The organism is Dactylosporangium darangshiense (genome assembly GCF_039537565.1).
In the GTDB taxonomy this organism is placed as follows: domain Bacteria; phylum Actinomycetota; class Actinomycetes; order Mycobacteriales; family Micromonosporaceae; genus Dactylosporangium; species Dactylosporangium darangshiense.
The window spans coordinates 1-8,576 of sequence record NZ_BAABAT010000116.1; the positions used below are offsets into that span (position 1 = coordinate 1).

Genomic DNA, 8,576 nt, shown 5'->3' on the forward strand with positions numbered 1-8,576 from the left:
CCCCACCTCCGGCTGCGTCTCCACCATCACAAACCGGCCATCCTCGGCCACACGCTCCACCAACACCACATGCTGCGGCACGCCCGGCCGCTGCCCCCACACCACCGTCACCCCACCCAACTCCAACCACGCCAACATCTCCAACTCCGCACCCACAAACCGGCCACCAAGCCGCCGCTCAACCAACCCCAACTGCTCCGCCCGCACCGACGCCGCCGCATCATCCACCGACTCGCCCGCCGGCGCCAACCGCTGCAGCACCGACCACACCCGCAACACACAATCCGGATCCCCCGACCACACCGGCAACGACTCCAACGCCGCCCGCATCGCCGCCGACCCCAGCGGATACCCCGGCGCCGCACCCTCCAAGTAACCCGGAGGGACCGGAAACCACGGACCCGGCAGGGACAACAACGGCTCCGCCGCCCGCGCCGGCCGCGGCGCACCCGCTCCACCCACCTCACCGGCCGACGCTGCAACGACCCGACCGTCCTGACCCGCCGCAGCAGCCTGCCGATCAACCCACTGCACAACCGCCGCGCTCGCGACCAACGCCCTGGTGTCCAGCACCGAAAACGTCTCGCCCCCGCTGGAACGCGTCCAAACAAAACGAGCAGGCACATTCAGCGTGATCCGGTGAGCGTCTCGTCCGGCGTGGCCCCTCGGCGGAAGCGCCACCGCCAAACCCACGACGCCGCGCAGCCAACGCCGAATGTCATCGACGCTCGGCCCCGCCACCGCGGCCGGCGCGTCGCTGCCCAGCCGACGCCGCATGGCACCGGTACTCCGCGTCCTCGGCAACGCGAAATCCAGATCGATCGTACCTTCTACATGGTCCGTTTCCTCCCACATGCGCAGCAGCATCCGCGTCCAAAACGTCCTACGACGCGCGTTGGCTGCGGCACGCCAATCGGCGACATCGACCTCGCCGTACTCTCCCCGGCGCAGCGACAAGAGGAACCCATCGACGGATTCCGTCATCTCCGGGTTCGGCTCCGCTATCAGGTCAAGCAGGGCAGGATGCCGCGGTGCAACGTCCCTTGATACCCAGCTTCGATGCCATTCGAGTCTGTGCTCAAGCCCACCGGGGTTCTCAAAGGACTCGGCCGCAATGACCCTGAGTCCACCCTCGTGCGCCCGCGTAATGAATGGCGACTCTTCCCAGCGAACGCGTACGCCAAGCGGTCTGAGCAGGACCAGAGTCGATATGCCGGCAGGTAGCAGCTGCCGGAACTCCTCGGCAGTCATCCACTCGCGACCGGAAGCCGAACGCAGCAACGACCAGGGCGCATGACGGACCGACCCGTGTTCCACCTCGACGTCGTTCAACTCACCCGGCTCGAACAGGATTGTATCCAATTGGTCGACGACTATTCTCTGGTACAGCTCGTCGAGCGTCACGCCGTGATCGAGCCGCACCGCCGCAGCGCCGGTAGCGTAGTGGTTCACCCACAGGCCCCGATACCGTGGCAGCACCGCGACGTGAATCTCGGGATCGATCCCCTGCTGCTCCAGCCGCACCAACGGAATGCTTACCCCGTCCAGGAGCCGCAGCGTCACGGCCGGCTCACCATCGGACGCAACCGGCTCACCATCGGACGCCACCCGCGCAACCGGCTCACCATCGAACGCCACCCGCGTACCCGGCTCACCATCGAACGCCACCCGCGCAATAGGTCCCTGCAACCAATGCCGCACCGCGTCGAGCCGCTCCAGATCCGTGCGGGCAGGACCAACAGGTATCCGCACCGCACCGGCCTGATGCGCGACCGGCGCCACCGGCTCAGCCGCCCACCCGTACCGCGGCAGGTTGTCGTGCACAGCTGCAGCTGCCACCTCCACCAGCACATCTGACCGCACCCGATGCGGTCCACGCCGCAAGGCGTTGCGAAGGTCCTGCGCCAGATCCACCCGGACCGGCACCGTCACCCGCGCCTGCGCCACAGCATCCCCGACATTCGAATACCCCTCCAGCACCAGCCCCCCCGGTTGCGTGACAGACCAGGAGGCACCCTCCCGAGATGCGGGGTACACCACCGCCCTCGGAACCTCCACGCCGCGCAGCGAACGCTCATCGATGTGCGTCTGCATCCGTCGGGCGAGCCCAGCCACGTCGGACGGCACACCAATCGCGAACAACACCAATGGACGCGTCGCGTCGCTGCCGTCCGGGTCGGGGCCCGGATCATGGAACGGCCAATCCACCACCTCCTCCGCCGTCACCATGCCGCGACCCAGGCGAGCCAACCCTGCCCCCGCATAGACCACTCCGGTCACGACGATCACACCATCGGGGATCGGCTGCCGCCCAACCGTCGCTTCCAGATACCTCTCGTCCCGCACGCCCTCCTCGTCCCGCACGCCCTCCTCGTCCTGCGGCGGTGGCACCATCCACGCCCCGTTGGCCAAGCGCCGCAGTGAACTGACCGCCGCCTTCCCGATCGCCGGAAGCCCAGCCACCGGCGCCGAACCCGCAACCGATGGCCCCGCAACCGGCCCCGACACCGACGGGTCCACGGCAGACCGACCCACGACGTCGTAGCCGATTGCCACGCTCCACGGCAAACGCGTGTCCCAGTTCGGCGACAAGCGCAATACACCCGATCCGACCGAGGCCAACAACGCTCTGTGGATCGCCTCGACTCGTGCTCCAGCCGCACCCACGGGCGCGGACCCCTCGGACGCCTCGGACGCCCGAGCCAATGCCCTCAGCACACGCCCGGTCAGCCGGCCAGCAGCATCGAACGAGGCAGGCCCGTACACCACGATGTCCAGCGGCGGCACTGGCCTACCAGGCAAACGGCGAGCCATCAACCGCGCCGTGAACTCCCGCAACGGGGCCTCGTGCTCGGGCGCACTCAACCCGCGCAGGATCGCATCCCACGACGGATCGAGACCGTCTACGTCGGGCCCGTACATCCTCAGCACTGTGCGGCCATGCTCGACAACGACCGGCGCGAAATCGGACCGAACCGGCACCCCGCGGCTATCCAGCACATATCGAAGTTCAGCCGGTGCCGCCGCATGCACCTGCCGTATGTCGTCTACCGCCGACCATCGTGCCTCAAGGCCGGCCGGATCACCCACCCGATGGTCTACGCCCAGCATGCGCCACAAACGGTTAAGCATCTCATTGCGACGCTCACCGCCTCGATCCGGAAGTAGCTCATCGGTCGGCCACACATTCGGATCATTGATCGATAAATCGTCCGGTTCCCCGTGTGGACGAACGACAGGAGCCCAATGCGGCTCCTCTCCCTCGCCGCGCTGGGCGCGTGGTGCCGCACGGTCATGGAACGTGATCTGCAGGTAGAGCTGCCGCCCATCGGGCGAGACAAACCGCGCAGCATTGACAATGCGGGCTGCCTCGAGTGCCAGAACTTGCAGACGACGTATCTGCATCACCCCCACGCCGTCCAACGGCGCCAAAAGGAGATTGATCCGAAAAACGTCCACCGGAACATACCGCCGCGCCGACGGCTGGGAAGAAGCGTCGCTAAGCCTGAGCACGCCATACGCCGCGACCGTCACCTCCCGAGACAGCGGCCCGCCAGGGCGATCAACACTCAACGGCCACCACGCCGTACCCGCACCCGTGTCGGTGTCGGTGTCGGTGTATGAGTCTGTATCCATAGCTGGAGGTACAGCTCCAGCCAGATATCTCCTCACCTGCGTAAACGACGAAGGCGAGGACTCCGCAAGAAGCCGCTCAATCACCTCAAGTGGCAACCTCGGTCCCCGCACCGGCAGCGACCCACCCACGTCACCGGCAGACGTTTCAACGACCCGGCCGTCCCGACCCGCCGCAGCAGCCTGCCGTTCAACCCACTGCGCAGCCGCCGCGTCCGCGACCAACGCCCTGGTGTCCAGCACCGCAAACGTCTCGCCCCCGCTGGAACGCGTCCAAACAAAACGCGCAGGCACATTCAACGTGATCCGGTGAACATTTTCTGCTACGGGGTGCCTCGGCGGGACCGCCACCGCCAAACCCCCCTCATTGCCCAACCAGCGCCGAATGACTTCGGCACTCGGCGCCTCCCACAATACGAAATCGAGATCGACGGCACCCTCGACGTCGTCGGTCTCCTCCCACGTGCGCAGCAGCATCCGCGTCCGAAACGTGCTATCACGCACGTTGAGGGCGGCATCGCCTACGTCAATTCGTAGCGCGCGGAGGAACGAATCGACGGCGCCTACCGTGGTCCTCCGGTCTGGCGACGTCATCACGTCAAGCAGGTCAGAACCCCGCGGGTCGGTGTCGTTATCTTCCCAGATCAAACGCCATTCGACTCTGTCCTCCGCGCCCTGACTCGCAAAGGACTCGGCCGCAATGACCCTGAGTCCACGCTCGTGCGCCTGCGTGATGAATCGCGACTGTTCCCAGCGAACTCCCACGCCAAGCGGTGTGAGCAGCACCAAGAACCGTGGAAGATCGATTTCGTCGGGTATCAGCTGCTCGGCGAACTCCGGGGCAGTCATCCACTCGCCACCGGAAGCCGAACGCAGCAACGACCCGGGCGCATGACGGTCCGACCCGTGTTCCACCTCGACGTCGTTCAACTCACCAGACTCGACAAAGATCGTGTCCATTGTGGAGCCGTGAAGCCTCCGGAACAGCTCGTCGAGCGTCACGCCGTGATCGAGCCGCACCGCCGCGAAGCCGGTAGCGTAGTGGTTCACCCACAGGCCCCGATCCCGTGGCAGCGCCGCGACGTGAATCTCGGGATTGGTCCCCTGCTGCTCCAGCCGCACCACAGGAATGCTGACCCCGTCCGGGAGTCGCACCGTCACCGCCGGCTCACCGTCGGACGCCACCCGCGCAACAGGCCCCCGCAACCAATGCCGCACCGCGTCGAGCCGCTCCAGCTCCGTGCGGGCAGGACCAACCGGTACCCGCACCGCACCGACCTGATGCGCCAACGGCACGCCGTCGTCTACGGCAGCAGTAACTACCATCTCCGCCAACGCATCGCCCGACACCCGATGCGGTCCACGCCGCAAGGCGTTGCGAAGCTCCCGCGCCAGATCCATCCGGACCGGCACCGTCGCCCGCGCCCGCGCCACGGCCTCCCCGACGCTCGAATACCCACGCAGGACCAGGCCCCCCGGTTGCGTGACAGACCAGGGAGCAGCACTCTGGGCCTCGTGGTACACCACTGCCCTCGGAACCTCGACGCCGTGCAGCGACCGCTCATCGATATGCGCCTGCATCCGCCGGGCGAGCTCAGCCACGTCGGACGGCGAACCAGTCGCGAACAGCACCAATGGACGCGCAGCGTCGCTGTCGCTCGGGTCGGCGCCCGGATCATGGAACGGCCAATCCACCAACGATTCGGCGTCTACTGTGACGAGAGGCTGGGGTATCGTCCAAAAACGTTCCGATTGAGGAGGTTCCCCCCGACCCTCCAACCCCCGGCCCTGATTGACGACCACTCCGGTCACGACGACCACACCATCGGGGATCGGCTGCCGCCCAACCGTCGCTTCCAGATACTTCTCGTTCTCAGACGTGAACGCGTTCCCCGGCGTCGGTGGCATCCGGTCCTGCGGTAGCACTAGCCACGCCCCGTTGGCCAAGCGCCGCAGCGAGCCGACCGCTACAGTCCCGATCGCCGGAGCCACCGGCACCGAACGCGCGCCCGATGACCCCGCAGCCGGCTCCGAAGCCGACGGATCTACGACGCCGTAACCAATTTCCACCCTCCACGGCGCGCGTGTGTCCAAGTTTGGCGACGAATAAGTAGAGCCGTAATAATTTGACTCCTGCAAAGCTGTGAGGATTTCGTCGGCTCGTGCTCCAGCCGCGCCCGCGGGCGTGGACGCCTCGACCGCCCGAGCCAATACCCTCAGCACATTCAGGGCCAAGCGCCGCGATGCGGGGGTGGGCGTCGCCTCGATGGGCAGGTCGGGCCCGTACACCACGATATTCAGCACCGGCAATGACTCACCGGGGGGCCGGTGGCGGGCCATCAACTGCTCCGTGAACTCCCGCAACGGAACGGCGTGGTCGTCCGAGCTCAACCCGTGCAGGATCGCATCAGACGAGGGATTGAGTCTGCGTATGTCCGGCCCGTACATCCTCAGCACTGTGCGGCCATGCTCCATAACGACCGGTTGGAAGTTGGACGGAATCGGCTCCCCGCGGTCATCCCGCGTATATTCAAGTTCAGCCGATGCTACTGCATGCGCCTCCAAAGTGGAGTTTATCGCCGACCGTAGTGCATCAAGGTTGGACGGATCCACCACCCGATGGTCCACGCCCAGCATGCGCAACAAACGGTTGAGCATTTCACTGTGACGCGCACCGCCTCGATCCGGAAGCACGTCATCGGTCGGCCACGCATTCGGATCATTGATCGACGAACCGTCCGGTTCCCGGTGCGGACGAACTGTGGGGGTCCAATGCGGCTCCTCACCGTCATGGAACGTGACCTGCAGATAGAGTTGCCGCCCGACGTCCGAGACAAGCTGCGCATCATTGACCATGTCGGCTGCCTGGAGTGCCAGAACTTGCAGACGATGCACCTCCGCCACCCCCACGCCGCCCGACGGCACCAGGCGGACATTGATCCGAAAGACGTCGACCGGCATGCCCGGCAGCGCCAGCGGCCGGGAAGAAGCCTCGCGGAGCCTGAGCACGCCGTACGCCGCGACCGTCACCTCCCGAGACAGCGGCCCACCAGGGCGATCAACGGTCACCGGCCCTGACGCCGTATCTGCATCTGTAGCTACAGTCCCGTATCTCGTCACCTGCGTGAACGAGTCAGATGAGGACTCCGCGAGAAGCCGCTCGATCACCTCGGGCCGCATCGGACCTCGCACGACGTAAAATCGCGAGGACGACCCACCCTGATCCGCCGACGACGACGGCTCTGCAACCGGCCGCTGCACAACCGCCGCGCTCGCGGCCAACGCCCTGGTGTCCAGCACCGAAAACGTGTCGCCCCCGCTGGAACGCGTCCAAACAAAACGCGCAGGCACACTCAACGTAATCCGGTGAACGTCCTCTGCAACGGGTTGCCTCGGCGGGACCGCCACCGCCAAGCCCACCTGACTGCCCAACCAACGCCGAATGACATCGGCACTCGGCGCCTCCCCCAATACGAAATCGAGATCGACCACACCCTCGACATCGTCGGTCTCCTCCCACGTGCGCAACAGCATCCGCGTCCGAAACGCGCCATCACGCACGTTGAGGGCGGCATCTCCTCCGCGCAGCGACAAGAGGAACGAATCGACGGCGTTGTTGCTCCCCGGATTTGGCAGCGCGATCGAATCGATCAGGCGAACATTCGGCTGTACGGTGCCCCTTTCTGCCCCGGTCTGATGCCATAGGACGCTGTTTTCACCACTCGGGGTCACAAAGGACTCTCCCGCAACGACGAGGAGGTCGGACCTGTTCGCCTGCGTGATGAATAGCGATGGTTCCCAACGAACTCTCGCATCAAGCGGGCGGAGCAGCACCAAAGTACGTTGAGTATCGTTGTCGGCGGGTGTCAGCTGGTCGGCGAACTCCGCGGCAGTCATCCACTCGCCGCTGGAAGCCGAACGCAGCAACGACCAGGGCGCATAACGGACCGACCCGTGTTCCACTTCGACGTCGTTCAACTCACCAGACTCGAAGAAGATCGTGTCCATTGTGTCGGCGTCAAGCCTCCGGTACAGCTCGTCGAGCGTCACGCCGTGATCAAGCTGCACCGCCGCCAGGCCGGTAGCGTAGTGGTTCACCCACAGGCCACGATCCCGTGGCAGCACCGCGACGTGAATCTCGGGATTGTTCCCCTGCTGCTCCAGCCGCACCACAGGAATGCTCACCCCGTCCGGGAGTTCCACGATCACCGCCCACTCACCAGCGGACGCCACCCGCGCAACAGGCCCCCGCAACCAATGCCGCACCGCATCGAGCCGCTCCAGCTGCGTGCGGGCAGGACCAACAGGTATCCGCACCTCGACGACCTGATGCGCCACCGGCACATCCCGCCACTCGGACCGCAGCACGCCGTCGTCCACGGCAGCAGCAGCTGCCACGTCCGCCAATAGATCTCCCGGCACCCGATGCGGCCCACGCCGCAACGCGTTGCGAAGCTCCTGCGCCAGATCCATCGAGGTCCACCCGCCCTGATCCGCCGCCGCCTCCGCCGCCGCCGACGACGGCCCCGCAACCGGCCGCTGTTCTTCGCCGCCGGGCCGGGTCAGGCGCCGCCCGATGGTGCGGAACACCCGGTGCATCCCCGGCGCAGCAGTCGCCGGCGGATCGACCAGCCCTGGCACCAGCGACGCCGACCGACCGACATACGGCAACCCACCCGACACACCGTTGAGACCCGCTCGGCCACCGACCAACGGATCCGACAACACTCCATCCCTGCCGATGACGACCACTCGTGCCTGATCGGAGACCAGCGCAGCGTCGAAGTAGCTCGCCGCCTGCTGGCCGGCATCCGACGTTCCTGGCGCCGGTTCGGATACACCCTCCGCAACCCGGACCACCGGCTGACGGTCCGGATCAGCACCGGTCAGCCCGACCAACTCACTGCCGTCGGACACCCGAACACCCGCCGGCGCCACCAACC

At 66.3% G+C, this 8,576-nt stretch carries 1 protein-coding gene; it reads right to left on the reverse strand.

Annotated features, from left to right (window positions below; genetic code table 11):
* Positions 1-8,550 (reverse strand): hypothetical protein (locus ABD901_RS57635; protein WP_345144721.1); only part of this gene is annotated, 8,550 nt, incomplete at its 3' end.
* Positions 8,551-8,576 lie beyond the last annotated feature (26 nt).